The sequence below is a fragment of the Polaromonas sp. CF318 genome (genome assembly GCF_000282655.1).
Taxonomy (GTDB): Bacteria; Pseudomonadota; Gammaproteobacteria; order Burkholderiales; family Burkholderiaceae_C; genus Polaromonas.
This window is the reverse complement of the sequence record NZ_AKIV01000059.1, coordinates 1-25,386: the sequence shown is the minus strand read 5'-3', so window position 1 is coordinate 25,386 and position 25,386 is coordinate 1. Positions and strand designations below refer to the sequence as shown.

Annotated in this window: 22 protein-coding genes and 1 pseudogene; 17 read left to right on the top strand and 6 right to left on the bottom strand. The window is 64.4% G+C overall.

Annotation, left to right across the window (positions count from 1 at the left end):
* The first annotated feature begins 119 nt into the window (after positions 1-119).
* The 4 genes and pseudogenes from PMI15_RS10210 to PMI15_RS10195 all read left to right on the top strand — a co-directional run.
* Complete coding sequence (locus PMI15_RS10210) at positions 120-788, top strand: PQQ-binding-like beta-propeller repeat protein (RefSeq protein WP_007867784.1); 669 nt, start codon at positions 120-122, stop codon at positions 786-788.
* Between the two features lie 162 nt (positions 789-950).
* Positions 951-1,562 (top strand): glutathione transferase GstA, encoded by a 612-nt coding sequence (gene gstA, locus PMI15_RS10205; protein ID WP_007867780.1) that lies wholly within the window; start codon positions 951-953, stop codon positions 1,560-1,562.
* A gap of 46 nt (positions 1,563-1,608) precedes the next feature.
* Positions 1,609-2,400 carry a DUF899 domain-containing protein gene (locus PMI15_RS10200; RefSeq protein ID WP_007867777.1) on the top strand — a complete coding sequence of 264 codons (792 nt, stop codon included), beginning with the start codon at positions 1,609-1,611 and terminating at the stop codon, positions 2,398-2,400.
* 20 nt (positions 2,401-2,420) lie between these two features.
* Positions 2,421-2,951 (top strand): annotated as a pseudogene (locus tag PMI15_RS10195) (hypothetical protein); the annotation flags it as partial.
* A gap of 219 nt (positions 2,952-3,170) precedes the next feature.
* Here PMI15_RS10195 and PMI15_RS10190 read toward each other — a convergent pair.
* On the bottom strand, positions 3,171-4,031 hold the full coding sequence (locus PMI15_RS10190; protein WP_007867771.1) for a YhjD/YihY/BrkB family envelope integrity protein: 861 nt from the start codon (positions 4,029-4,031) through the stop codon (positions 3,171-3,173).
* Positions 4,032-4,614: 583 nt separating this feature from the next.
* Between PMI15_RS10190 and PMI15_RS10185 the strand changes: the two genes are divergently transcribed.
* From PMI15_RS10185 to PMI15_RS10155, 6 genes are all read left to right on the top strand, one after another.
* Positions 4,615-6,009 carry a ShlB/FhaC/HecB family hemolysin secretion/activation protein gene (locus PMI15_RS10185; RefSeq protein WP_051001951.1) on the top strand — a complete coding sequence of 465 codons (1,395 nt, stop codon included), beginning with the start codon at positions 4,615-4,617 and terminating at the stop codon, positions 6,007-6,009.
* Positions 5,924-8,335, top strand: coding sequence for a hemagglutinin repeat-containing protein (locus tag PMI15_RS24020; protein ID WP_081499591.1), 2,412 nt, complete (start codon positions 5,924-5,926; stop codon positions 8,333-8,335). The genes PMI15_RS10185 and PMI15_RS24020 overlap by 86 nt, the downstream gene beginning before the upstream one ends.
* Positions 8,302-8,607: a hypothetical protein gene (locus PMI15_RS10175; protein WP_007867763.1), complete on the top strand. Its 306-nt coding sequence runs from the start codon at positions 8,302-8,304 to the stop codon at positions 8,605-8,607. Before PMI15_RS24020 ends, PMI15_RS10175 begins: the two co-directional genes overlap by 34 nt.
* A gap of 69 nt (positions 8,608-8,676) precedes the next feature.
* Entirely contained in the window at positions 8,677-9,066 is a 390-nt protein-coding gene (locus tag PMI15_RS10170; protein ID WP_007867761.1) for a hemagglutinin repeat-containing protein, read from the top strand.
* 562 nt (positions 9,067-9,628) lie between these two features.
* Positions 9,629-10,204 carry a hypothetical protein gene (locus PMI15_RS10165; RefSeq protein ID WP_007867758.1) on the top strand — a complete coding sequence of 192 codons (576 nt, stop codon included), beginning with the start codon at positions 9,629-9,631 and terminating at the stop codon, positions 10,202-10,204.
* An 826-nt stretch (positions 10,205-11,030) separates the two neighbouring features.
* Positions 11,031-11,654 carry a bifunctional 2-polyprenyl-6-hydroxyphenol methylase/3-demethylubiquinol 3-O-methyltransferase UbiG gene (locus tag PMI15_RS10155; RefSeq protein ID WP_007867752.1) on the top strand — a complete coding sequence of 208 codons (624 nt, stop codon included), beginning with the start codon at positions 11,031-11,033 and terminating at the stop codon, positions 11,652-11,654.
* 37 nt (positions 11,655-11,691) lie between these two features.
* Here the strand turns inward: PMI15_RS10155 and PMI15_RS10150 are convergent, their stop codons facing one another.
* The 3 genes from PMI15_RS10150 to PMI15_RS10140 form a co-directional block, all read right to left on the bottom strand.
* Positions 11,692-13,212, bottom strand: coding sequence for a DegQ family serine endoprotease (locus tag PMI15_RS10150; RefSeq protein WP_007867750.1), 1,521 nt, complete (start codon positions 13,210-13,212; stop codon positions 11,692-11,694).
* An 80-nt stretch (positions 13,213-13,292) separates the two neighbouring features.
* A complete protein-coding gene (locus PMI15_RS10145; protein ID WP_007867748.1) occupies positions 13,293-14,687 on the bottom strand; it encodes an ATP-binding protein in 1,395 nt (464 codons plus the stop codon).
* Positions 14,684-15,343 carry a response regulator transcription factor gene (locus PMI15_RS10140; RefSeq protein ID WP_007867745.1) on the bottom strand — a complete coding sequence of 220 codons (660 nt, stop codon included), beginning with the start codon at positions 15,341-15,343 and terminating at the stop codon, positions 14,684-14,686. Before PMI15_RS10140 ends, PMI15_RS10145 begins: the two co-directional genes overlap by 4 nt.
* A 230-nt stretch (positions 15,344-15,573) precedes the next feature.
* On the opposite strand from PMI15_RS10140, the gene PMI15_RS10135 reads away from it, so the two are divergent.
* Positions 15,574-16,866, top strand: coding sequence for a tol-pal system YbgF family protein (locus PMI15_RS10135; protein WP_007867742.1), 1,293 nt, complete (start codon positions 15,574-15,576; stop codon positions 16,864-16,866).
* A gap of 18 nt (positions 16,867-16,884) precedes the next feature.
* Here PMI15_RS10135 and PMI15_RS10130 read toward each other — a convergent pair whose 3' ends face one another.
* Together PMI15_RS10130 and argH are read right to left on the bottom strand one after the other, a co-directional pair.
* Positions 16,885-18,351, bottom strand: coding sequence for a rhomboid family intramembrane serine protease (locus PMI15_RS10130; RefSeq protein ID WP_007867739.1), 1,467 nt, complete (start codon positions 18,349-18,351; stop codon positions 16,885-16,887).
* 20 nt (positions 18,352-18,371) lie between these two features.
* Positions 18,372-19,781, bottom strand: a complete 1,410-nt coding sequence (gene argH, locus PMI15_RS10125) for an argininosuccinate lyase (RefSeq protein ID WP_036838372.1) — start codon at positions 19,779-19,781, stop codon at positions 18,372-18,374.
* Between the two features lie 235 nt (positions 19,782-20,016).
* Between argH and PMI15_RS10120 the strand changes: the two genes are divergently transcribed.
* From PMI15_RS10120 to PMI15_RS10095, 6 genes are all read left to right on the top strand, one after another.
* A complete protein-coding gene (locus tag PMI15_RS10120; RefSeq protein ID WP_007867725.1) occupies positions 20,017-21,081 on the top strand; it encodes a sensor histidine kinase in 1,065 nt (354 codons plus the stop codon).
* A complete protein-coding gene (locus PMI15_RS10115; protein ID WP_007867722.1) occupies positions 21,078-21,815 on the top strand; it encodes a LytTR family DNA-binding domain-containing protein in 738 nt (245 codons plus the stop codon). The genes PMI15_RS10120 and PMI15_RS10115 overlap by 4 nt, the downstream gene beginning before the upstream one ends.
* 63 nt (positions 21,816-21,878) lie before the next feature.
* The gene (locus PMI15_RS10110) at positions 21,879-22,601 is read left to right on the top strand and encodes an FkbM family methyltransferase (RefSeq protein WP_007867718.1); all 723 of its coding nucleotides are present in this window, start codon (positions 21,879-21,881) and stop codon (positions 22,599-22,601) included.
* Positions 22,602-22,618: 17 nt separating this feature from the next.
* Positions 22,619-23,782: an AI-2E family transporter gene (locus PMI15_RS10105; protein WP_007867715.1), complete on the top strand. Its 1,164-nt coding sequence runs from the start codon at positions 22,619-22,621 to the stop codon at positions 23,780-23,782.
* Positions 23,783-23,942: 160 nt separating this feature from the next.
* Positions 23,943-24,725 (top strand): TerC family protein, encoded by a 783-nt coding sequence (locus PMI15_RS10100; RefSeq protein ID WP_007867713.1) that lies wholly within the window; start codon positions 23,943-23,945, stop codon positions 24,723-24,725.
* The gene (locus PMI15_RS10095; RefSeq protein WP_036838363.1) at positions 24,718-25,332 is read left to right on the top strand and encodes a tRNA-uridine aminocarboxypropyltransferase; all 615 of its coding nucleotides are present in this window, start codon (positions 24,718-24,720) and stop codon (positions 25,330-25,332) included. Before PMI15_RS10100 ends, PMI15_RS10095 begins: the two co-directional genes overlap by 8 nt.
* Positions 25,333-25,386: the final 54 nt, after the last annotated feature.

Below are 25,386 nucleotides of genomic sequence, written 5' to 3'. Positions count from 1 at the left end.
GCATTAGCCCATGCGGCGTTCCTGGTCGGCCCACTCATCCCGATTGCACCCCAACGCGGCCCCGTTTAGGCCGTGAACAGGTTCTCAGGCGCCGATGGACGGCGCGACAAGGAGCAGCGATGACAAGCAAGACCCTCAAGAAGACACCCGAGCCCAAGGCGCGCCCCGCCGAGATCGTGCGCGAATACGGCTTCCCCGGCATTGATGACATCGCCGGCGTCACCCATGACGGCCAGCGCGTCTGGGCCGCCGCGGGCAGCCGGCTGATCGCTTTCGACCCGGCCAGCGGCGAGCGGACGCGCACGCTGGACTGCGCGGGCGATGCCGGCACCGCCTTTGACGGCAAATACCTGTACCAGATCGCCGAGTCGCGCATAGCCAAGATAGACCCGGCCAGCGGCAAGGTGCTGGGCACCATCCCCGCGCCGGGTGGCGGCGGCGACTCGGGCCTGACCTGGGCCGAAGGCAGCCTGTGGGTGGGCCAGTACCGCGACCGCAAGATCCACCAGATAGACCCCAAGACGGGCGCCATCCAGCGCACGATTGAATCGAACCGCTTCGTCACCGGCGTGACCTGGGTGGACGGCGAACTCTGGCACGGCACCTGGGAGGGCGACGAGAGCGAGATACGCCGCATAGATCCCCAGAGCGGCGCCGTGATCACGCGGCTCGAAATGCCGCAGGGCGTGGGCGTCAGCGGGCTGGAGTCCGACGGCGCCGACCTGTTTTACGCGGGCGGCGGCAAGAGCGGCAAGGTCCGCGCCGTACGGCGGCCCAAGGCGGCGTAAAGCCGCATAGAACGCAGCGCGCAAGGCATGTAAAGCCCTTGCGCTGGGAGTTTCCCCGGCCTTAGTGCCACCAGCAGCGCACCCGGAACCAGCACGGGCCGGGCAGCGCATTGACCGACGCAAACCGCATCACAAACCGCATCGCAAACCCAGGAGATCACCATGAAGTTGTATTACAGCCCCTCAGCCTGCTCGCTTTCGCCGCACATCGTGGCCCACGAGCTTGGCCTGCCTGTCGAACTCGTGAAGGTCGACGTGGTCGCCAAACGCACCGAGCACGGTGAAGACTACCTCGCCATCAACCCCAAGGGCCTGGTGCCCGCGCTGCGCCTGGACGACGGCAGCGTGCTCACGGAAGGCCCGGCCGTCGTGCAATACCTGGCCGACCTCAAGCCTGAGGCGCAGCTGGCGCCGGCCAACGGCAGCATGGCGCGCTATCGCCTGCAGGAGATGCTGGGCTACCTCAATTCAGAGCTGCACCAGGGCTATATGCCGCTGTTCAACCCGGCCTGCAGCGAGGAGGTACGCGGCGCGCGCATGGCCCACCTGCGCAAACACTACGGCCTGCTGGAAGCCGCGCTGGGCCGTGCGCCCTTCCTGCTCGGCGAGCGTTTCACGGTGGCCGATGCCTACCTGTTTGTGATGACCCGCTGGGCGGAGTTCGTCAAGCTGGACCTGTCGGCCTTCCCCAGGCTGCTGGCCTTCCAGGCGCGCATTGCCGACCGGCCCGCCGTGCAGGCGGCCATGCGCCGCGAACAGCTCGCCAGCGCCTGAGCGAACCTTCCCATCACTGTCCCCACCGATCATCAAGGAGCACACCATGAACAGCACCACAACCGAAACATCCACCACAACACACCACAGCGTCGTGCCCAGGGACCAATGGCTGGCCGAGCGCAAAACCCTGCTAGCGCAGGAGAAGGAGCTCACACGCCTGCGCGACCAGGTCGCCCGCGAGCGCCGCGCCTTGCCCTGGGTCCACATCGAGAAGAACTATGTCTTCGACACGCCCCAAGGCAAACGTTCGCTGGCTGAGCTGTTTGAAGGGCGGCGCCAGCTCATGGTGCAGCACTTTATGTTCGGCCCGGGCTGGGAGCAGGGCTGCCCCAGCTGCTCCTACATGGCCGACCACACCGCCGGCATGCAGGTCCACCTGGAGCACCGCGACGTGACGTTTGTGGCCGTCTCGCGCGCGACCCTGCCCGAGATCGAGCGCTTCCGCCGGCGCATGGGCTGGCAGTTCGCCTGGGTGTCGTCCAACGGCAGCGACTTCAACTACGACTTCCATGTGAGCTTCAGGCCGCAGGACCGCGTCAACGGCACGGTCAACTACAACTACGGCATGACGGAATTCCCGGCCGAGGAGGCGCCCGGCATCAGCCTGTTCTACAAGGACGGCGAGGGCCGCGTCTTCCACACCTATTCCACGTATGGGCGCGGTGTGGAAGTGATGATGGGCACCTACAACATGCTGGACCTCACACCCAAGGGCCGCGACGAGCACGAGGGTTTTTACAAGATGGACTGGGTGCGCCACCATGACCGCTACGAGTCGCAGGCTGTGTTCAAGCCCGCGCCTGAAGTGGATTCGTGCTGCAGCGCGAAAGCCTGAGCGGGCCGGGGGCGCACATCATGGCAAGCCTTTGGCCCTGGCTGGCGGTGGCCGGCATGGGCGCCCTTCACGGGCTGAACCCCGCCAACGGCTGGGCTTGCGCGGCCGCCTGGGGCCTGCGCTCGCGCGACCGCGCGCAGGCTTTGCGGGCCCTGCTGCCTGTCGCGATGGGGCATGTCGCCTCGATGGCGCTGGTGGCGGGTGCCGTGGTGTGGGGCGTGGCCATGGACCGTTTTGCGCTGCAATGCCTGGCGGGCGGTTTGCTGGCGGCCTGCGCCGTGCTTCACCTGTGGAGCCGCGTGCCCAGGGCGGCGCGCACGCCCGCAGGCCATGCCGGCCTGGTGCTGTGGTCTTTCATGATGGCGAGCGCGCAGGGCGCCGGCCTGATGCTGGTGCCGGCGCTGGTGCCGCTGTGCGCGGGAATGGACGGCTCAGCGCCGCTGGTGCTCGCGCTCGCGGCCGTCCTTGTTCACACCGCGGCCATGCTGGCCGTCACAGGCTTGGTGGCCAGCGGCGTTTGCCGTGGCGTGGAGGCCGGAGCCCGCCGGCTGGGCTGTCTCGGGTATTTAACCGAGCAGGCGGAACAAGCCGTAAAGCGACAGCAGGGCCGTCAACACCAGGAAGCCGGTCTTGGCGCCGCGGGCGCCCACCAAAGTTCCGATCACGCTGCAGGCCAGGATGGCACCCAGGATGTAAGTTGTTTTCATGCGCCGATGGTAAGGCCATGTCCGCCGCAATTCGGCCCAAAAAAGACCGCTGTGGTTTGAAACCTACGAACGCGAAAGCCGCCGCGCCGGCTGCGAGCCGCCACGCGGCAGGCTGGCGCTCACCAGCGCCGCGGCCAGCGTGACCAGCCACGAGTAGTACACCCACAGCAGGAAAGCCAGCAGCGGCGCGAAGGCGCCGTAAATCGTGCGGTAGGTCGGCACATTGGCTAGGTAGATCGCGAAGCCCTGCTTGCCGAGTTCGAAAGCGACACCGGCCAGCAGGCCGCCCGCGATGGCATCGCGCCAGCGCACCACGGTGTGCGGCACAAAGCGGAACAAGCAGGCAAAACCCGCGGCGCTGAGCGCCATGGGCCCCAGGTTGAGCGCATGCGGCAGCCAGCCGGGCCGGGCCACCGGCAGCCCGCTGGAGGCCGACGCCAGATAGGACGCGGCCCACAGGCTCGCGCCTATCAGCACCGGGCCGGTCAGCAGCATGCCGAGGTACAGGCCCAGGCGGCGCAGCAGCGGCCGCGGCTTCTTCACCTGCCATATGCGGTTCAGCGTGGTCTCCACGCTCATGAGCAGCGCCAGGGCCGATACCAGCAGCAGCGCAAAGCCCAGCTGTGTCAGGCCGCCGGTATTGCCCGCGAACTGCGCGAGGTGCTTGAGCACCGTACGCGCGATGCCGTCCGGCAGCAGGCCGCGCAGCAAGTGCTCACGTATCACATCCCCGGCCACATGCAGGGCCGGTATGCGCGCGAACAGCGCAAAACTCAGCGCCAGCAGCGGCACCATGGACATCACCATGGTGAAGGTCAGCCCGCCCGCCGCCTGCGGCAAGCGCTCCTCCCGGCCGCGCCGCAGCAGCCGGCTGATCAGGCCGCCCTGGTTTCGGCTGCTGCTTGGGGTCGTCGTCGTTGCCATGCGGGGAATATAGCGGGGGCTGCGGGGTTTTAAGGCGGCGGCTTGTGAATTGCTGGTATTTGAGGATGTGAACGCGGCGTTTGTGCGACAGAAGTTGGGGTGGGCATGGCCCGGGATGCGTTGAAGAGGCCGACAAACAGGCCGACAAACGCACAAAAATTGTTTTCTTGCGGGCATTCGTTCCGCGGGGGCGTGGCGAACTCGCCTACTCTTCCAGGCTGTCTGAAAAAGCAGCCCAGAAGAACACCCGAGAAAACGCTTTCCAGCCTGATTCCCGGCGCACCGGACTTCTACACCGGATCGTCGCTCCCGCCCATCACCCCGTGTCCGTCATGCCGTGAACAAATTCCGCGCGGGCAAACAGGTGTTGCCCCTGCCGAAGATCTTCTTTGGGGGCGCTGAGAAAGGCATTCCCGGAATTCTTTCGCGCGATTTTCAAGGCATTTCTGCGGGCTTTTTGCAACCTACATCTCGCCCCATCCAAAAAAAAACGGGTCATCGACCCCATAGATATCGGGGGAGTTTGTTGGTGGAGGAATGTCATTCAAAAAAGCCGAAACATGGACGGCATCTGCCTTTCAGTTTGTTCTTCGTCGCCGCGATGGCGCTGGCCCTGCCCTGTGCAGCTCAAGCCCAGCTGATCGACAACCAGCGCGATGTGATTGAGCAGAATCGTGCACAAGAACGCGAACGTGCCATGCGCCAGCAGCAGGAGAAATCCCGCGACGAACTCAAGCCGACGCCGCCACCCGCGAAAGCCGCCAGGCTTGCGAGCGAGGAACGCTGTGTGGTCATTCACCAGGTCGACTTGAAAGTCATCACCGGGGACCCCAGCCCTGTGTCGGATTGGAACTGGGCCATGAAGGCGCTGGACGGACCGGACCATGACGACTCGCCGCTGCGGCGCTGCGTGGGCGCCGCCGGCATCGACCTGCTGACCCAGCGCGTGCAGGACGCGGTGGTGGCGCGCGGCTACACCACCACGCGCATCCTGCTGGAGCAGCAAAACCTGGCAACCACCCACGCGCTCACGCTGACCGTCATCCCTGGCCGCATACGCGCCATCCGTTTTGCCGAACCCGCGAATCCCCGCGGCAAGGCCTGGAACACCGTGCCCGCCAAGCCCGGCGACATCCTGAACCTGCGGAATCTGGAGCAGGCCATAGAAAACTTCAGACGCGTCCCCAGCGCCCAGGTCGACATCGAAGTCAAACCGGTCGAAGAGCCAGGCGCCCCAGGTCGCAGCGACCTGGTCATCAGCTACCAGCAAACCCGCCCCTTTCGCCTGTCCCTCTCTGCCGATGACAGCGGCACCAGGGCCACAGGCAAATACCAGGGCACCGTGACCTTCAGCTATGACAACTGGTGGACGCTCAGCGACCTCTTCTATGTCACCGTGAACCACGACCTGGGCGGCGGCGATGCGGGTGAGCGCGGCACGCGCGGTTACGCAATTCACTATTCCGTGCCATTCGGCTATTGGCTGGTGGGCGCGACCGTCAGCAAAAGCAATTACCACCAGCTGGTTCCCGGGCCTTTTGGGGACCCCGATTACAGCGGCAATAGCGACAGCGCCGAACTCAAGCTCTCGCGCGTCGTTTACCGCGATGCGAGCGGCAAGACCACGGTGAGCCTGAAAGCCTGGAAACGCGGATCGAACAACTATATTGACACCACCGAGGTAGAGCCCCAGCGCCGGGTCGAGGGCGGCTGGGAGTTCGGCCTGGGCCACAAAGTATTCATCGCCGATGCGATCCTGGAAGGCAACCTGGCCTACAAGCGCGGCACCGGCGCCTTCGGTTCTCTGACGGCTTACGAAGAACAAAACGGGGAGGGTACGTCCCGCTTTGCGCTGATCAGTTGGGACGCCAATCTCACTATTCCTTTCAAAATTGCAGAGCGCAAGCTCAGCTACACCGCGAGCCTGCGCGGGCAACCTCCTGGCCAGCAAGAACACGACAAGCGAGAGCAGCAGTAACTCCAACAGCAGCGGCAGCATAGGTGTGAGCCTGGGCACCAACACCGGTGTCTCGGTCTCGGGCAGCAAGGGCTCGGGCAGCGGCAATGGCTCGGATACCACCTTTGTCAACAGCACCGTCTCAGCAGGCAACACCGCGACCATCAAGTCCGGTGGCGACACCAACCTCAATGGCGCGGTCGTCTCGGGCAACCAGGTCAGGGCCGACGTGGGTGGCAACCTGAACATCGCCAGCCAGCAAGACGCCAGCAGCTACACCAGCCAGCAGAGCAGCTCGGGGGGCTCTCTCACCTTCGGCACAGGCGGGGTGACAGGCGGCGGGCTCAGCAGCTCCAAGAGCAATATCGACAGCAATTTCGCGTCGGTCGGCCAGCAAAGCGGCATCAGGGCCGGCGACGGCGGCTTCCAGGTCAATGTGCAGGGCAACACCGACCTCAAGGGCGGCGTGATCAGCAGCACGCAGGCCGCGGTGGATCAGGGCAAGAACAGTTTCAGTACTGGTTCCATCACCATGAGCGACGTCCAGAACAACGCCAGCTATGAGGGAAAAGCCAGCGGCTTGAGCATTGATGTCGGCAAACAGGCCGGGAAGTTCGATGTAAGCGGCGTAGGCATCGGCTTAGGCGGTGAGAAAGGCAGCGCCAGCAGCACGACGACAAGTGGCATCAGTGGCATTGCCGGCAACACCGCCGTCAGAACCGGGGATGCGAAAACCGGCCTCAAACCCATCTTCGACGCCGCTAAGGTGCGGGCCAGCATTGATGCTCAGGTGCAGATCATGCAGGCCTTTACCAAGGAAGCGCCCAAAGCAGTGGGGAATTTTGCGCAAGGCAAGCTGAATGATGCCACGGCACTGAGAGCACAGGCGATGGCTGAGAAAGATCCCGAGCGCATCTCAGCCCTAAATGCACAGGCGCAAGAGTTGGAAGACACTTGGAGTGAAGGAAAACCCGGTCGAGTGCTGTTGCATACGCTGGTAGGGGCACTGTCCGGTGGCCTGCAGGGGGCGGTAGGGGCGGCGAGCAGTCAGACTGCTGTTCCGCTACTGGGCGCCCAGATCGCAGGAATGGATGTGCCGCCGGCAATCAAGGAGGCGTTGATCGCTATCGCGGGGACCGCTGTTGGCGCGGAAACCGGCGGAACGGCAGGTGCAGTGAGCGGTTTGACCGCGACAGTGAATAACTATCTCAACCACACCGACGTAGAGAAGCTCGCCAGCCAGATCAAAGCCTGTGGTGATAACAGCTCCTGTAAAGACAAAGCCATCGAGCAAGCCTACATAACCAGCGCCATTAACGATATGGCATTGCTGAATTGCAAGGCGACGAATAACTGCGACACGCTCAAAGCCGAATACCGCCAGGGCTATTCCGATATTCAAGACTTGATGAATGCTGGCGTTAAGCCCACAGACGTGGCGGCCATCATGAGCCTGGAGAGCAACGCCCAATCGATTATTCGGAATGGGCTCGATCAGCGTCAGTGCCTCACGCAAGCATGTACGGACAAAGCCAACTATTTGACGGGTATTGGCAAGGGATTGAGCAAAATCACTCCGGTAGGATTAGTGGCTGGAACTGGCCTCGCCACCTATGAATTGACCACGGCGATTATGAACAATGGCGCGGTAGAAACCGCAGTAGCGGTTGCCAGTGGTGTGGCAGACTTGCCGGCGAACCTTAAAGCGGCGTTAAACAGCAGTGACGCGAAAATAAGAGGCGAGGCTTTAGTTGATGCGCTTGCGATTGGGGCGGTTGCGACAGCGATAGTAAGTAAGCTAGGCACTACGGTTTTAGAAAGTGTTTCCATCGGACCTGCTGCGGGCGGACGTGCTGCGCAGCGAGGTGCCATAGGTAATCTGAAAGGTGCTTCAGCCAAGTTTGACGCGGAGCTCACTCGTATTGCGAGAGAAGGACATGCCCTTGAGCGCCATGGAGGTGGGGTAACTGATGCCCAGCTCCTTGTTCGCGCCACCACTGGTGTCGCGCCAGATGGATCAGTAGTAATCAGAAATGGGCAAACGGTAGTGCCGCCATCTTCAACCGCATTTAACTCAAGTAGCCTCCTTACCCAGTCGGATCTCATTATTCGACAAAATTATCTAGACCGGGCCATTGCATTAAGTAGTCCCGGTGTACAGCGTATAACTATAGAAGGGGTGGATATGGGAGTAACTGTTGGCCGTGGATATGACCGTGTGAGCTCAGTACCGGGTAACGCTGGCCCTCTTCAATTCAATAGCGCATTATCTCGAGTAACAGCGGTTTATGACTACGATGCAGCGACCAAAACATGGCGCACAACAACTATCTATCCGGTGAAATGATGTACGAATATGTTTCTCATGTGTTGGCGAACTACTTCAGTATCAATTCGGAACTATCCGAAGAAGAGGCCATTGCTGATTTGCGAAAGCATTTTTTTGTAAATGCCATTTTGAAAAAAGAAATATATTCTGATCTGCGTCAGGCGCTTAATGACGATTCTTTCTCCTGGAAAGATGCGCTACAGCGCTACGACGTCTTTCATTTTGAGAATGAAAATGAAGCCCGTTCTTACGTCGTCAAGACTATCTGGGAGCCACTATTTGGCGAGTGAATTAAGGCTCTCTGTGTTGAGCAGGATCACCCGAGGTGCCTCGCGCGAGGTTCAAATTCGGCCAGGGACGTGAACCTCGGCACCATCACCCAATCGAGCAGCGTTGACGCCAAGCGCGACGAGCGAAATTTCAGCCGCAACAGCCAGAGCCAGGACATCGGCAGCCAGGTCAACGCCACCGGCAATGTCACTGTCACGGCCGGCCGCGACATCAATGCCAAAGCCGCCACCAACCTCAACGGCGCGGTCGTCTCGGGCAACCAGGTCAGGGCCGACCTGGGCGGCAACCTGAACATTGCCAGCCAACAAGACACCAGAACCTACACCAGCCAGCAGAGCAGGGTGCGTATGTTGTTCCGATGGGGCGGGCTATTGGTACCGCGGGTGAGGCCAAAATCAAAATTATTGTTCGACCCGGGACAAATAAAATTATTACGGCCTACCCATTTCAATAAATAAGGGATTCCAAATGTTGTGTCCTAGATGTGAGCAAGACGATATTGCCAAAGCGGAGATAAAAAAGACTGGGAAGAATATATATGTGTGCCAAGAATGCGAGGCCACATGGTTTACCTTGGAGGATATTGGCGTAGCACCATTCGTAGATTTCGGCACGTACATGGAGGAAATTGGGCTATCTCCGTTGTGGGATGAGCTAAGCATTCAGGAAACATAACGGCTGGAAAAGTCCGTTGGATATGCATCTTTTGATAGTCAATCAATTTGATGCCGAAAAAATCATGATTCAGTGCACGCAGAATGATTGGACCGAAACCGCCGTGGCTCTGAGTTTTTTCGCTTGGATGTTGAATTCCGTCGAAATCTGATCCACTGGCGGTGCGGATATAAACTTGGACTGGTTTCTGCCGTAAGTGCAAGACACTCTCGGTATTCGATGGGGCTACAGGCAGCGGTGCCACGATTGGCGTGGGCAGCGAGCTCAACAAGAGCGGCATGGGCCTAGGCCACCTATGACCCGCCACATACCCACCCGTCGCCGCTTCAATATCAGAGGGCAACAGTGATTCGATTCCTCATCCGGTTTTCAGGCCTGCTCTTTATTGCCTTCGCATTGGGCGCACTGGTTTTTTTCGCTTCGATTGAAAGCGTTTTTAACGGCGGATTTGCGGAATCCATAAAAATTCTCTGCTTACCCTTTGGGGTCGCCATTCTGGCCTTTATGTATTTCAATCGTGAGGCCCTTGCCGACTCCTCGCTCGGCCTCTGGCAGTCGTGGTTGCTGGCTGCCATCGTTTATCCACTGTCCCTGTTGTTTGGCTGGCCCTATTTGATGGCGGTCAATACCTTGGCCTTCAATCCGGCGCCTATTATTTACAGCGGGCCCGTCATCGCGAAGTTTGTGTCATCGGGGAAATCCACCTCCCATCACATCCGTCTCCGCGATGTTTCAAGTGGAGAGATTGTCGAACTCCTTTCGCCAAGAGACGCCTATTCGCGAATTCAGGTGGGCGCCATGTATTGCACCGCCTTCCACCGCGGACTATTCGGTATTCCATTCCGGTGGCGGTTTGCTTCCAGCAGTGCATTGGAAACGGCCTGCGCGAGCCGTCAGGCGGCTACCTCGGTCTCAAGTTAAGCATCCCAAAATGCCGCTCATACGCATTTCAGTTGACGGAACCCAGGTCGCCGCCGTTTCCACGGAGGGGCTTGATGTGCTTACGGTTAATTTCGGCGGCACAAAAAATGACGAAGAGTTCTCTTGTCTCGGGGTTTCTGGTGGGCGTTACCCCCCTGAGGGAGAGTCCACTTATCTGATCTGGCTCAGCGAGCTTGCCGTTCAGCCGAGACAGCGAGTGCGTGTGGAGGTCGCCGCATCGGGTTCGACGTCTCATCCCGGGAAGACGATTGCTGAACTCTTTCCCCAGGACAGCGAAGACGGTGAAGAGCCGGAGTATTCTCCGCTTTCCAGGGACGAAGTTGTGGACAGCGTGGCGGTTCGCCCCCAGGTTCGAACCGATTATCACTTCGGCGTTGAGTCGTCCTCGGGCGCGAGGTGCATCGCAAGCATTTCCGCGGAAGAACACGGCTTCGGTGTCACTTTTGTCTGGAACAGCGTTCGTCCCGAGCGTGTATCCGCTTCCCTGCAAAGAAAAAAATGGAAAAGGTCGAAATCTACTGCCCCAAGTGCGAGTGGCGCCCCCGAGCCGAAGACCGGTGGTTCTGTGTCCCCTCTTGCGGCACCTCCTGGAACACGTTCTGGACCAGGGCCGTCTGTCCCGGCTGCGGCGTCAAATGGCCGAGCACGCAATGCTTGGCGTGCGAGGTCTACTCTCCCCACGAAGCCTGGTACCACTACAGTGACCCGGTCGCCGATGAAAGGGAGACCGTGCGCGAGGAGGAGAAGCATGCGGCATAGCCGACGACTCCGCCTTCGGCACTGACCTCGGCCTGAGGAAGAGACGATGCCAACCAGCCCCAACCCCCCAAGCACCCAAGGCTACGCCGAGCAGGCCGAGGCGCTGATCCCCCAGTACGAAGCCATCCCCTTTGTCAAACGCCACGAGGCCGAACTGCATCTTTTGCCCAAGACGCCGAGCCGCATCCTGGACATAGGGGCGGGCACAGGAGTGGATGCGGCCTGGTTCGCGGAGCAGGGGCATAGCGTTGTGGCCGTGGAGCCCACCGCGGAGTTTCGGACGGCGGCCATGCGGCTTCACCCATCGCCCTTGATCGAATGGCTGGACGATGTCTTGCCGGGGCTGGAGGGTGTGCTGTCGCGTGGGCAGCGCTTTGATGTCGTGATGCTGAGCGCGGTGTGGATGCACCTTGACGAAGCGGAGCGCCGCGCCGGCATGCCCCGACTGGTGTCGCAGCTGGCGCCGGACGGGCTTATCCTTCTGTCACTCAGGCATGGGCCGATTCCCGAGGGGCGGCGCATGTTTGATGTTTCGGGTGAGGAGACGATAGAGCTTGCGCGCCAGCATGGGCTCAGGGCCGTGCTGAATACTCAGACCGGCTCATTGCAGCCGGGAAATATGGCCGCCGACGTCACCTGGACCCGGCTCGGCTTCAGGCAGGAAGGCTAGCGGCCCCCGGCAACACGCCAGGGACCGCACACGTCCATTAACCCAGGTTGACCGGCACAAAAATCTTGCTGTCACCGCGCTGGATCAGCAGGGCCACGGATTTTTCGGACTTGGCCACGGTGGCGCGCACCTGGTCGATGTTTTTCACGGGCACGCCGTTGATGGACAGCAGCACGTCGCCGGGCTGCACGCCGGCCAGGGCCGAGGGGCCGCTGGCCTGCTCCACAACCAGGCCGTTGTCGACGCCGGCTTCCTTCTTCTCATCGGGCTGCAGCGGGCGCAGGGCCAGGCCCAGCTTGCCATGATTGGGGCTGTCTTTCTTGGCCACGACCTGGCCGGTTTTGTCGTCGGCGCTGCCGAGTTTGGCGCTGATCTCCCTGGCCGATCCCTGGCGCCAGACGTCGAGCTTGAGGCTGTCGCCGGGCGCCGCCAGGCTGATGAGGGCGGGCAGGTCGCCGGAGGAAACGATGGGCTGGCCGTTGACGCCGCGGATCACGTCGCCGCTTTGCAGGCCGGCCTTGTCGGCGGGGCCGCCTTTTTCAACGCTGGAAACCAGCGCGCCTTCGGGCTTGTCGAGCTTGAAGGAGTCGGCAAAAGCCTGGTTGACCTCCTGCACCGCCACGCCCAGGCGCGCGTGCTCGACCTTGCCGGTGGCCACGAGCTGGTTCTTGATCCTGGCCGCCACGTCGATGGGGATGGCGAAGGACACACCCTGGTAGCCGCCGCTGCGGGTATAAATCTGCGAGTTGATGCCCACCACCTCGCCGCGGGTGTTGAACAGCGGCCCGCCCGAGTTGCCGGGGTTGACGGCCACGTCGGTCTGGATGAAGGGCACGGCGCTGTCGTCAGGCAGCGAGCGGCCCTTGGCGCTTACGACGCCGGCGGTGACGGTGTTCTCAAAACCGAAGGGCGAGCCTATGGCCAGCACCCATTCGCCGACTTTCAGGTCGCTGACCTTGCCCAGGGTGACCACGGGCAGGTTCCTGGCCTCGATGCGCAGCACGGCGACATCGGTCTTGGGGTCGGCGCCCAGCACCTTGGCGCGGTATTCGCGGCGGTCGGTGAGTTTGACGGTGACTTCCTTCGCATCGCGCACGACGTGGGCATTGGTCAGGATGATGCCGTCGGCGCTGACGATAAACCCCGAGCCCTGGCCGCGTGTGGGCATTTCCTGCTGGGGCGCATTGCCGCGGCCGCCGGGGCGGCCCTGGCCTTGCTGGAAGCGCTTGAAGAACTCGAAGAAGGGGTCGCCGGAGAAGGGCGAGTCATCGTCGTCGCCGTCGCCCTGGGCGACTTCATTGCGGACCTTGGTGGTGCCGGTGACGCTGATGTTGACGACGGCCGGGCCGTAGCGTTCGGTGATCTGCGAGAAGTCGGGCAGTGCCATGGGGACGGAGGCCGAGCCGCCGGCCGGGGCGGGCGCCGTGATGGCGGGCGGCGTGGCGGCGGTGGCGCCGGAATGCAGGATGTTGATCGCGCCGACGCCGGCGCCGCCAATGGCGCCCGCGGCCAGCAATGCGGCGACAAGCCGGGTGTTCTTCAATGCAGTGGATGACATGGCGTGCTTCCTTGGGTTGAGGTTGCGGCACTCCGCGGTGCCGATAGGCCTAACTATGGGGACGCCGCCTTAGGCCGGCCTTAAACCGCGCCGGAATCCGGCGCAGCCGGAAAACGCACCTCCACCTTGAGCCCGCCCAGGCGCCCGGAGCGGCCCAGTTCCAGCGTGGCGCCGTGGTGCCCGGCAATCGCCTTGACGATGGCCAGGCCCAGGCCGCTGCCGGCCGGCGGGGAGGCATCGGCGCCATCGCCCTCCTGGGCCGCGCGGAAGAAGCGGTCGAACACGCGTTCGCGGTCCTGGTCGGCTATGCCGGGGCCGCTGTCTTCGACCGCGAGCACGGTTTCACCGTCCTGCGGGGCCAGCGACACGTCGACCCGGCCGCCGGCCGGTGTGTACTTGACGGCGTTGTCCAGCAGGTTGCGCAGCAGCACGCGCAGGGCCTCGGCCTGGCCCGTGACCCGCGGCGGCTGCGGCAAGGGGGTGCCTGCGACCATGCCCAGGTCTATCTGCTTGTGCAGGGCGTGCGGCAGCACGTCGGCCACGGCGAGCTTGATGACGTCCTGCAAGTCCACGGGCGTGGGGCTTGTGGCCTGGCCCGGGCCGCTGGTTGCGGTGGTTTCGCCGGCTTCCTCGCGGGCCAGCACCAGCAACTGCTCGACCAGGCGTATCGCCCGGTCTATGCCCTGGTTGAGGCGGGCGATGCCGGCTTCGTGTTCGGCGGGCGTGCCGCCGCCCCGGCGCAGGGCCTGGGCCTGCAGCTTGAGCGCGGTCAGCGGCGAGCGCAGCTCGTGCGCCGCGTCGGCCACAAAGTGTTTTTGCGCCTCGAAGGCGCCGCGCACGCGCCCGAACAGCAGGTTGAGTTCGTCCACCAGGGGACGCACCTCGTCGGGCAGGCCTTCGGCGGCCAGCGGCGACAAATCGTCGGCGCGCCGGCCCGCCACCTGGCGCCGGGCGCGTTCAATGGGCGCCAGCGAGCGGCTGATGACCCACCAGACGGCCAGCATCAGCAGCGGCGTCAGGAACACAAAAGGCAGCACGGCGCGCACCGCCAGCGCGCGCGCGCGGGCCGAACGCGCGTCCAGGTCCTGGGCGATCTGCACGGTCTGCAGCGCGGTCTGCAGGGTGTAGACGCGGTAACGGTTGCCATGGGCCTCCACGTCGGAAAAGCCCAGCACGGCGCGCGGCGGCAGGGCCGAGCGCGTGGAGCGGAAGATCTGCGTGCCGTCCTGGCCCCAGATCTGCACATACACCTCGAAGCGGTCGTCGACGTCGGCCTCGTCCAGCGGCAGGCTGAGCGGCACGCCGCTGCGCAGCGAGCGCGCCATCTGCCGCAGGTGCTCGTCGAACATCGCGTCGGCCTGCTGCAGCGCGCCGCGGTAGGCGGTGGCCGCCTGCAACAGGGCGGCGAGGAATATCGCGGCGAGCACAAACCAGAGCAGCCTGCGCCTTAAAGAGTGCGCTGCTGGTTTGTTCATTGCTTGGGCACCAAATAACCCAGGCCGCGCACGGTCTGAATAATGTCGTTGCCGAGTTTTTTCCGTACGCCGTGGATATAGACCTCGACGGCGTTGCTGCTGACGTCGTCTTTCCAGCTGAAGAGTTTTTCCTCGAGCTGTGCGCGCGAGAGCACCACGCCGGGGCGGGCCAGCAGGGGTTCGAGCACCGCCCACTCGCGCGCCGACAAGGTCACGGGCTGGCCGTTGAGGCTGGCTTCGCGTGTGGCCGGGTTCAGGCTCACGCCCTTGTGTTCAAAGGCCGGCTCGGCGCGGCCGGCGCTGCGGCGCAGCAGCGCGCGTATGCGCGCCAGCATCTCGTCGGTGTCATAGGGTTTGACGACGTAATCGTCGGCACCGGCATCCAGCCCGGCGATGCGGTCGCCGACCGCGTCGCGCGCGGTGGCCACCAGCACCGGCGTGGTGTCGCGGCGCGCGCGCAGGGCACGCAGCACCTCCAGGCCGTCGCGCTGGGGCAGGCCCAGGTCCAGCAGCACCAGGTCGTAATGTTCGCTGCGCAGGGCCTCGTCGGCCATGTGGCCGTCGCGCACCCAGTCGACCGCGTAATGCTCGGCGCGCAGCACCTGCAAGACCGTCTCGCCGATCATGGCGTCGTCTTCAACCAGCAGCAATCGCATGGGGGTTTCCTTGGAAGGCGCCAGTATGCATGGCTTGGCTTAGGTGTAGCTTAACAAGCCCGCCATCTCCCCGGCTGGTCGCTCCCTCTCCCCCTGCCCTCTCCCCCTGCCCTCTCCCTCTGGGAGAGGGCAGGGGGCCGTCTAAAATCACCGCACAACAACGGAGGAGCCGAGATGGGAGAGTTCATGCGGGTGGGGCGGTTCGGTGCAGTACAGGGCGCCCTTTAGCCATGGCGGCCGACAAGTCCGCGGTCAAGCCGTTCTGGCACCGCCTCAACAAATTCTTTGCCTTTCCGTTCCAGGGCGCGCCCCTGGTCTATGGGCTGGTTCTGGCGTTCTGCAGCCTTTTGCCGGAGGTGCTCTTTTTCCTCCCGCGGGTGTTCATGTGGTTGATTGTCGAGCTCGGCATTCTGCTGGCCGCGAGCCGCTACGGCTTCAAGGTCGCGGTGCTCGGCTCGCGCGGCATCTCGCGGGCCAGCGACTTTCCATCGCGGCTGGACGACGAGTGGAGCAGCCTGCCCTGGAAGCTGTTCGGCGTCTTCGTCGTGCAGGGTTTCGTCCTGGGCCTGGTGGCGTCGGTCAGCGCCAAGCTCGCCACGGCCGCGACTTTCGTGCTGTCTTTCCTGTTTCCGGCGACGGTGATTGTCCTGGTGCAGTCGGGCAGCGCGATGCGTTCGCTGAACCCGGCCGAGATCTGGCGGGTGGTGCGCGTCATCGGCGCGCCTTATCTCGCGCTGTGCCTGTTCCTGTTTTTGCTGAGTAGCGGCGCGCAGGTCGCGCTGGCGCTGCTGCTGCCCCTGGTCAGCCTCTGGCTGCTGGTGCCGCTGTTCAATTTTGCATTCATCTATTTCGGCTGGGTCATGGCCAGCCTGCTCGGTTACGTGATGTACCAGCACCATGAGGGGCTGGACATCGACCTGCTGCCGGGCGCCGGGGCGGACGAAGCGCCGCCCGAGCGCCGCAGCCCGGAGCAGATCGCGCGCCAGGAAACCGACGCGCTGGTCGCCGAATTGGTGACCGATGGCGACATCCCCGCCGCGCTGAACATTGCCTACGAAGAACAGCGCCTGCGGCCCAATGACATCGCGGCGCTGCGGCGTTATCACCGCGTCTTGCTGATGACCGACAAGACGCCGGTGCTGCTGGATCATGCGAAGCGTTTTATCGCGTTGCTGCTGCAGCAGGAACTGGGGGCCGAGGCGCTCAAGGCCTGGCAGGACTGCCGTGCCCGCGAGCCGGCGTTTGCCATCGAGGATGCCGGGCAGACCCTGGCCCTGGCCCGCGCCGCCTGGCGCGCCGGCGACGCACAGGCGGCGCTGGCCATACTGCGCAGCTTCGACAAGCGGTTTCGCGGCCATGCCGCGATTCCACAGGCTTACGAGCTCATCGCTCGGGTGCTGACCCAGGGCATGAACCGCGCCGACCTGGCCCGGCCGGTGCTGGCTGTGCTGGAAGAGCGCTACCCCGACAGCGAGCCGACACGCGAGGTGCGCTGGCTGTTGCGCGACCAGCCGGCGGCCTGAAACCCCGGGAGCGGCGGTTCAGGCGCGCGCGAGTGCGCGCGTGGCCACGTCGTTGGGTGCGAGCCGCTGCAGGTGAGGCAGCCAGTACAGGGCGCGCTCGCGCTGTCCCGCGCGCAGCCAGCCCTGTGCGCAGATGCCCAGCGTGTCGGCGAGTCCGGAATGCTCAGGGGCGCTCTTGAGCAGGGCGTGGCACAGCTTGTCGGCGTCGTCGAATTGCCGGGCGCGCGTGAAGCGGCGTGCCAGCCGTGCCATGTCGTCGGGTTTGAGCCGCGCGCCGGGCTTGGCCTGGTCGAGGTAGGTCCGGTAGCTGGCGTGCTGCAGTTCCAGTGTGGCGTCGTCGCTGGGGCCGAGGCGGAAGATGCGGTGCGCGGCGCTGTGGAAGTCTTCGCCGGCCGGCTGCAGCCGCGCGGTGTTGAACCAGGCGCGCAGCACCTCGCCGTCGGTGGGCCGCAATTTCGCCGCGGCACGCCACTGCGCGCAGGCCGCGTCGAATTTCATCTCGCCCGCCAGCCGTCTGGCCTCTGCCACATACCGCTCGAAGCCGTCGGCGGCGCGTTCGGCCGCCACGGGCGGCGGAGCGAGTTTGCGCCAGCGCATCGCCGCGGCCATCAGCAGCGCGCCCGTGAGAAGCCCGCCCAGATGCGCCATATAGGCCACACCCTTGCCGCCTATCACATGCTGCAGCACCTCGTTGGCGATCCAGGCCGGCAGCAGCAGCAGCGCGGGCGCCGTGACGTAATTGAAGTAGAAAAACAGCTGGTAAAAAAAGCGGATGCGGCGCAGGCGGTACATCACGGCATACATGCCCATCAAGGCGGAGATCGCGCCGGAAGCGCCCAGGCCGTAACCGCCTTGCCCGGCATAAGCCCAACCGGCCAGCAGCGCGGCACCGAGTGCCCCCGCGAGGTAAAACGCCAGGTAGAGGCCGCGGCCCAGCGCGAGTTCGACGGAAAAGCCGAACAGGAAGAGGAACACCATGTTGCCGATCAGGTGACTGGTGTCGGCGTGCAGGAAGGCCGCGGTGATCCAGGTCACGGGGCGAAACGGCGCGTCCCTGGCGTTGTCCTGGGCCCAGTGGGCGGTGAACGGGGCCGGCTGCAACGCTTCGTAGCGGCGCCGGTCCTGCTCCCACTGCGGATAGGCAGGGTTCCCGGTCCGGATGACCAGGCCGCCGTGCAGGCGCGCCAGGAAGTCTTTTTCGTGTTCCAGGCCGTCGAGCAAGGCGCCGTAGCGGCGCTGCTCCAGCATGCGCCGGGCCGCCGGCGCGCGCGGGGAGGCGGTCTCCTCAAGCCAGCCGACGAAGGCCGGCAGCTCCAGCGCCGGCAGGCTGCTCGAAAGATAGAAGCTTGCGGCCTTTTTCTGCGCGTTTTCCTCGGCCCGTTGCGGGCCCCAGAACACCGCCATGTTCACGAGGATCAGCAGGATCGTCAGCCATGGCGGGTTGCGCCAGGTCGGCCGGTTTTCCAGCGGAATTGCGTAAAACATGCCTCCGCCGGTGCTTCAGTTCAGCCCAGCCGCGCGCGGTGGCGCGCGATCTGCGCCTTCACCTGGACCGGCGCCGTGCCGCCCAGGATGTTGCGGGCGTTGAGCGAGCCGCGCAGGCTCAAGCAGTCGTAGACGTCTTTTTCGATCTTGGGGTTGAATTCCTGCAGCACGGCCAGCGGCAGCTCGGACAGGTCCACCGCGTGGGTGGTGGCCGCCTTCACGGCGTGGGCCACGGTTTCATGGGCGTCGCGGAAGGGAATGCCTTTTTTCACCAGGTAGTCGGCCAGGTCGGTGGCGGTGGCGTAGCCGCGCAGCGTGGCCTGCTCCATGGCTTCGGGCTTGACGGTGATGCCGGCCACCATCTCGGCGAAGATGCGCAGCGTGTCTTTGAGCGTGTCGACGGTGTCGAACAGCGGTTCCTTGTCTTCCTGGTTGTCCTTGTTGTAGGCCAGGGGCTGGCCCTTCATCAGGGTGATCAGGCCCATCAGGTGGCCGACCACGCGGCCGGTCTTGCCGCGCGCGAGTTCGGGCACATCGGGGTTTTTCTTCTGCGGCATGATGGACGAGCCGGTGGTGAAGCGGTCGGGGATGTGGATAAAGCCGAAGTTCTGGCTCATCCACAAAATCAGCTCTTCGCTCATGCGGCTGATGTGCACCATGGACAGCGAGGCGGCGGCCGTGAACTCGATGGCGAAGTCGCGGTCGCTCACCGCGTCCAGGCTGTTCTGGCACACCTGGGGCTTGCCGTCCTCGTCGACCATGCCCAGGGTTTTGGCGGCGCGCTCGCGGTCCAGCGGGTAGCTGGTGCCGGCCAGCGCGGCGGCGCCCAGCGGCAGGCGGCTCACGCGTTTCCTGATCTCGCGCATGCGCTCGGCATCGCGGCTGAACATTTCGACGTAGGCCAGCATGTGGTGGCCGAAGCTCACGGGCTGGGCCACCTGCAGGTGGGTGAAACCGGGCAGTATGACCTCGGCGTTTTTCTCGGCGATGTCGACCAGGGCTTTTTGCAGGTCGGTCAGCAGCCCGCCGATCAGGTCGATCTCGCCGCGCAGCCACAGGCGCACGTCGGTGGCGACCTGGTCGTTGCGGCTGCGGCCGGTGTGCAGGCGCTTGCCGGCGTCGCCGACCAGCTGGGTCAGGCGCGCCTCGATGTTGAAGTGCACGTCTTCCAGGTCCAGCTTCCACTCGAAGGCGCCGGACTCGATTTCCGAAGTGATCTGCGCCATGCCCTTCTGGATGTCGGCATAGTCGGCCGCGGGAATGATTTTCTGGGCGGCCAGCATCTCGGCGTGGGCCAGCGAGCCGGCGATGTCGGCCTGCCACAGGCGCTTGTCGAAGAACACGCTGGACGTGTAGCGCTTGACCAGGTCGCTCATGGGCTCGGAAAAGAGGGCAGACCAGGCTTGGGACTTTTTGTCGAATTGGTTCACGTCGGGCTTTCTTTGGGTGGCGGTCAGGGTGCCGGCCGTGCCGGGCCGTGGATTCAGGGCGCCGGATGCGCTATTCTGGGCAGCCACGGGCCGGCGATGGCCTTAATTGTCTTCCAGGCCGCCGCCGCGGGGGCGCGACCGGTGCAATACTCGGCATCACGGTGATTTTATCCATGTGCCCAAGCCGCCCGGGAGCCCGCTCCCGGCCTTTCCTCGACATCCATGCACACACGCCATGAAGCCTTCGCCTGATCCGCAGACCTTCGGGGAATCCACCTTGCTGGGCAGCGTCATCTCGGTTGACGAGGAGCCGGCGCGGCGAAGCAGCGTGCGCGCCAGCATGTTTGACGCCTGCCAGGTGGGGGTGGTGCTGCGCGCCGTGCTGTTCGCGGAGGCCATGGTGGCGGTCACCGCCATGTTCGACGCCGACAACGCCGTCCAGTGGCTGCTGCGCTTTGCCTTGCTGACCGGCGGGGTGCTGCCGGCTACGCTGGCCTGGCTGATCGTGGCCTGCGCTCTCAAGTCGCGGCTGAACCGGCTCAGGTTCTGGCTGCAGTGGACGGCCGGCGTGCTGCTGGGCGCGGGCGCGGGCCTGTACGGCTGCGGCCTGCTGTCGGTGATGGGGCTGCTGGTGCGGCCGCCCTGGTGGGCCAGCGCGGCGGCCGGTGCCCTGCTGTCGGCCATGCTGCTGGCGGGCCTGTACTGGCGCGCCAAGGCGCGCACACCGGCGGCCACGGCGGCGCGCCTGGCCGAGCTGCAGTCGCGCATACGCCCCCACTTCCTGTTCAATACCCTCAACAGCGCCATCGCGCTGGTGCGCGCCGAACCGGCCAAGGCCGAGGCCGTGCTGGAGGACTTGAGCGAGCTGTTCCGCCACGCGCTGGCCGACCCCGCGGAATCGGTCACCCTGGGCCAGGAAATCGCGCTGGCCCAGCGCTACCTGGCCATAGAGCAGGTGCGCTTCGGCGAGCGCCTGCAGGTGCAGTGGAGCCTGGACGCCGAGGCGGACCAGGCCAAGCTGCCGCCGCTGCTGCTGCAGCCGCTGGTGGAGAATGCCGTCAAGCACGGCGTGGAGCCCAGCGCCACCGGCGCGCAGCTGAAGATTTCCACGCTCAAGCGCGGCGGCACGGTGGTGATCAAGGTCACCAACTCGACCCCGGCCGGCGCCGGCGAGCGCGGCCACGGCCTGGCACTGGCCAATGTGCGGGAGCGGCTGGCCTTGCTGCATGATGTCGAGGCGAAATTCAGGACCGTCTTCAAGGACGGCATATTTCAGGTGCGCATGGAGATTCCCGCATGAAACTCAAGGTACTGGTGGTGGACGACGAAGCGCTGGCCCGGTCGCGCCTGCGCACCCTGCTGGGCGATTGCACGTCGCCGGCGGCGCTGGTGGGCGCGGAAGCGGCCGATGCCGCGGAGGCCATGGGGGCCCTGCAGCGCGAGGCCTTTGACGCGGTGCTGCTGGATATCCGCATGCCGGGCGCCGACGGCATCGCGCTGGCCCAGATGATCGCCACGCTGCCGCGCAGGCCCGCGGTGGTGTTTGTCACGGCCCATTCCGAGCACGCGGTGCAGGCCTTCGAACTGGAGGCCATCGACTACCTGACCAAGCCGGTGCGCCTGGAACGCCTGCAGCAGGCGCTGCAGAAGGTGGAACGCCTGGCGCAGGCCGCGCGCCCCGGCCAGCCGCCCGCAGAGGAAACGCTCATCATCCAGGACCGGGGCCGCACCGAGCGCGTGCCGTTGGCCGAGGTGATCTACTTCAAGGCCGAGCTCAAGTACATCACTGTGCGCACGGCCAGCCGCAGCTACATCCTGGACGGCTCGCTGAGCGAGCTGGAGGAGCGCCACGCGGCGCGCTTCATGCGCATACACCGCAACGCGCTGATCGCGCGGCACGCGGTGCGCGCGCTCGAAAAACATTTCGACCCCGAGGAGGGCGAGGGCTGGGCGGTGCGGCTCAACGGCATCGACGAGCTGCTGGCGGTCTCACGCCGCCAGCTCAGCGCGGTGCGCGAGGCCATCACGGCCTGAGACGCCCGGCGACCGTCCTGCGACACTCCCCCGTTTTCTTTTTTTCCTGTTTTCCCCCTTCACATGCCCCCACACGCCGATTTCACCCAGCGCCACATCCACCGCTTCAGCAACCAGCCCGCCGTCGAGCAGCAGCTGGTGCGAGATTTTTTTGCCGGCAAACCCGGCTTTTACGTGGATGTGGGCGCCAACGACCCGGTGCTGGACTCCCAGTCCCAGCACCTGGAGGCGCTGGGCTGGACCGGCCTGCTGGTCGAGCCCGACCCGGATTGCTGCGCGCTGCTGCGCCAAAGCCGCAAGGGCACGGTGATCGAAATGGCCTGCTCCAGCCCCGAGAACGCCGGCAAGCTGCTGCAGCTGAACCGCGCGGGGCCGCATTCGACGCTGGAAGACCGGCCCATCGCCCTGGGCGCGGTGGTGCGCTCCACCGTGGCGGTGCGCTGCGAAACCCTGGACACCATGCTGCGCGAACACGGTGCGCCCGTGGGCTTTGACTTGCTGTCCATCGACATCGAGGGGCATGAACTGGTCGCCCTGTCGGGCTTTGACTTCACGCACTGGCAGCCCCGGCTGGTGCTGATCGAGGACCATGTCACCCACCACCGCAAACATGCGCTGATGCGGCGCAACGGCTACCAGCTGCTGCTGCGAACCGGCCTCAACAGCTGGTACGTTCCGGCGAAAGCGTCCTACACGTTTTCCTGGGCGGCCCGGTTTGAATATCTGCGTAAGTACTACCTGGGGCTTCCATCGCGGAAGTTTCGCTATTCGCGCCAGGCGACTTGAACGGACACGGGGGACACATGACACAAGAAGAAGCCGACTCGCCGCCGCCGGCCGACGCGGCCCTGGCCGCCGAAACGCAGCGCGTGCTTCTTCACATGCCGGTGGACATCCGCAACATGTCGCTGGTGGTGCTGGCCGGCCTCGGCTTCCTGTTTGTGCTGCACTGGGCCAAGGCCGTCTTCATTCCGGTGATGCTGGGTGTGCTGTTCAGCTACGCATTTTCGCCGGTGGTCAACTGGTTTGAAGCCAGGCGGGTGCCGCGCTGGCTGAGCGCGGCCGTGCTGCTGCTGGCGATTCTGGGCGGCATAGGCGGCACCGCCTGGTCGCTCGGTGACGAGGCCACGCAGCTGGTGGAGGCGCTGCCGGCGGCGGCGCAGAAATTCCGTCAGGCCGTGAAGGCTCGCAGCGGCCGCTCCGACAGCACGCTGGAAACCGTGCAGAAAGCGGCATCGCAGATAGAGCAGGCCGCGCAGGAGAGCTCGGCACCCGGCAACACGCGCGGCGCCATGCGTGTGGTGGTCGAGCCTGCCCGCTTTGACGTCAGGCACTACCTGTGGTCGGGTACCGTCGGGCTGATCGCGCTGATAGGCCAGGCCACGGTGGTGGTCTTTCTCACCTACTTCCTGATGCTCTCGGGCGACACCTTCAGGCGCAAGCTGATCAAGCTGGCGGGCGACAGCCTGAGCAGCAAGAAGATCACGCTGCAGGCGCTCAATGAAATCACCGGCCAGATCCAGCGCTACCTGCAGGTGCAACTGTTGACAAGCGCGCTGGTGGGCCTTTTGACCTGGCTGGCCCTGCTGGCCCTGGGCCTGGACAACGCCGCCGTCTGGGGTGTTGCGGCGGCCGTGCTGAACCTGGTGCCCTATGTCGGTTCGCTGGTCACGGCGGCCGGCTCGGCGCTGGTCGGATTTTTGCAGTTCGGTTCGCTCAACATGGCACTGGCCGTGGGCGGCGCCTCGCTGCTCATCCACACCCTGGTCGGCAACCTGCTCACGCCCTGGTTGACCAGCCGCGCCAGCCGTATGAACCCGGTGGCGGTCTTTGTCGGGCTGCTGGCCTGGGGCTGGCTGTGGGGCGTGTGGGGCCTGCTGCTGGGTATTCCCATCCTGATGATTGTCAAGGCGATTTGCGACCGGGTGGAGGACTTGAAACCCATCGGTGAATTCCTTGGGTCATGAGCCCCCACGTTCGTTCGCTTCGCGTAACTCTCTACCCCCCGAGGGGGCCGCTGCGCCTGCGGCCCGGCAAAGCCGGTTCCGCGGCCCCTGCTGGTATAAAACCCTTGTGGTCGTTGCCAAGGCCGCGCTGGATCATTGAATCAAAGAAAGAGGCCATGCCATGATGGAACTGCTCACCGACCCGCAAGCCTGGATTGCCTTTGCCACGCTGACCGCGCTGGAGCTGGTGCTGGGCATAGACAACATCATCTTCATCTCCATCCTGGTCGACAAGCTGCCGAAGGAAAAGCAGGAACTGGCGCGCCGGCTGGGCCTGTTCATGGCCATGTTCATGCGCATAGGCCTGCTGCTGGTGCTGTCGTGGATCATCGGGCTGGTCGAGCCGCTGTTCACCGTGTTCAAGCAGGAAATCTCGGGGCGCGACCTGATCCTGATTGCGGGCGGGCTGTTCCTGATCTGGAAGAGCACCGGTGAAATCCACCAGTCCATGGAAGGCGAGGAGGGTCATGCGTCGAGCGCCGTCAAGGCCACCTTCGCCGCCGTGATCGTGCAGATCATGATCGTCGACATGATTTTTTCGCTGGATTCCATCATCACCGCGGTCGGCATGGTCGACAGCCTCACGGTCATGATCGCCGCCGTCATCGCTTCGGTCGGCCTGATGATGTTGTTCGCGCCGGCCATAGGCCGTTTTGTCTCCACCCACCCGACCATCAAGATGCTGGCGCTGTCCTTCCTGGTGGTGGTCGGTGTGGTGCTGATCGCCGAAGGCCTGGACCACCATGTGCCCAAGGGTTATGTCTACTTCGCCATGGCCTTCTCGGTGGCGGTGGAAATGCTCAACATCCGCATGCGCCGCAAGACCACCCGGCCCGTGCACCTGAGGAACGCCTATTCGGCGGACGACGGCAAGGCGGCGGGCAGCCCCCATCCCCGTGATTGAGCCGTCCAGGCGCGCGGCCTGCGGCGTCTGCCTGCGGCCGCAAAGCGCCTGCATCTGCCGATGGATCACGCCGGTGGCGCATGAGGCCGAGGTGCTGATCCTGCAGCATCCCATGGAAGCGGGCCACGCCAAAAACACCGGCCGCCTGCTGCACCTGAGCCTGCCGCGCAGCCGCGTGCTCGTGGGTGAAACTTTCGAAGAGTCCGGATTGCACGCGGCGATGAGCGAAACGCCTGCTTATACGGTGCTGCTGTACCCGCCCGCACGGCAAGATGATGAGGAACCTGCCCTGGACCTTGAGCAGCTTAAAGACCCGTCGCAGGTTCGGCTTGTGGTGCTGGACGCGACCTGGCGCAAGAGCCGAAAGATGCTGCATCTCAACCCGCTGCTCCGGCAACTGCCGCGCCTGTCGCTTGAAGATGTTCCCGCGTCAAACTACCTGATCCGCAAGGCCCACAAGCCGGGGCAACTGTCGACGCTGGAGGCGACTTGCGCGGCGCTGGCGCAGCTTGAAAGGGATGCTGACAAATACCAGCCGCTACTGCAGGCATTCGATGGATTTGTGGCGCGGCAGTTGGCGCTTCAGTCGGGTTTTCAATCTGCGTAAATCTGCGAAATCTGCGGATGAATTTTTATCCACAGATTTCGCAGATTTACACAG